This window comes from Streptomyces sp. DH12 (assembly GCF_020873895.1).
GTDB lineage: Bacteria > Actinomycetota > Actinomycetes > Streptomycetales > Streptomycetaceae > Streptomyces.
In genome coordinates, this window is record NZ_JAHWGT010000171.1 from 1 (window position 1) to 857 (window position 857).

Below are 857 nucleotides of genomic sequence, written 5' to 3' on the forward strand. Positions count from 1 at the left end.
GCACAGCGTGATGCTTCAAGTCATGCCGTTGGACTGCGAGTCGCACTCCGGCATGGACGGCAGGATCGAGCTGCTGAAGTTCGCGGACGGGACAGCGGTCGGCCGCTCCGACGGCGCGTTCTGTGGTCGGCCGACAACTGAGCTGAAACACCTGCGTGTTCTCGAACTGCGGTATGCAACCATCCGAGCCCAAGCGCTGTCTCCGCGCGAAACGCTGACCTTCATCGGACAACTGCTGGGAGAAACATGAGCAGCGAGCTCAACTGGTTCAAGAGCAGCTACAGCAGCGGCAACGACGGCAACTCCTGCGTCGAACTCGCCCTCACCCCCCGTACCGTCCACGTCCGCGACTCGAAGGACACCGCCGGCCCCCGGCTGGCCTTCGCCCCGGCCGCGTGGGCGCGTTTCCTTCCCTACGTGCAGCAGGGCTGAACGCACGACGAACCCCCGAGGCGGCCTGGGGCCGGCCTCGGGGGCGCGGGGGTCGATGGTGGCGTCGGCCGCGGTCCTGATGGACAGGCCGAGCTCCGCCATGCGGTCGCGCAGCAGATCCGACAGGTCAGTCCTGTCGGTGCCCTCGGTGGCCTTGTCCGCCGTCATCATCCTCGTCTCCCAGTCACGTAGGCCGTGGGGTGCCCAAGTGGTGCATGGTGCGGCTGATGCATCCGCCCAGCTCAGGCGGCCAACCACCCACGATACATGGCCATAGTGTCCAGGATTTTAGGGCCGGGGCACCAGTCCAACTCTGAGACTTGACCAAAACCAGCACAACCGGACTGTCCATGATTTCTGGACAGCCTGCCCAATGGTGTGCCACTCTGGAGCTGCCCAACTTTTCTGGACGCACTGCCCAAGAG

At 65.0% G+C, this 857-nt stretch carries 2 protein-coding genes; both read left to right on the plus strand.

Going from position 1 to position 857, the window contains the following annotated elements; translation table 11 throughout:
• A partial coding sequence (locus LPA54_RS33285; RefSeq protein ID WP_228984461.1) for a Scr1 family TA system antitoxin-like transcriptional regulator occupies nt 1-250 on the plus strand: 250 nt, incomplete at its 5' end.
• Complete coding sequence (locus LPA54_RS33290; RefSeq protein WP_093768704.1) at nt 247-432, plus strand: DUF397 domain-containing protein; 186 nt, start codon at nt 247-249, stop codon at nt 430-432. The genes LPA54_RS33285 and LPA54_RS33290, both read left to right, overlap by 4 nt.
• Nucleotides 433-857 lie beyond the last annotated feature (425 nt).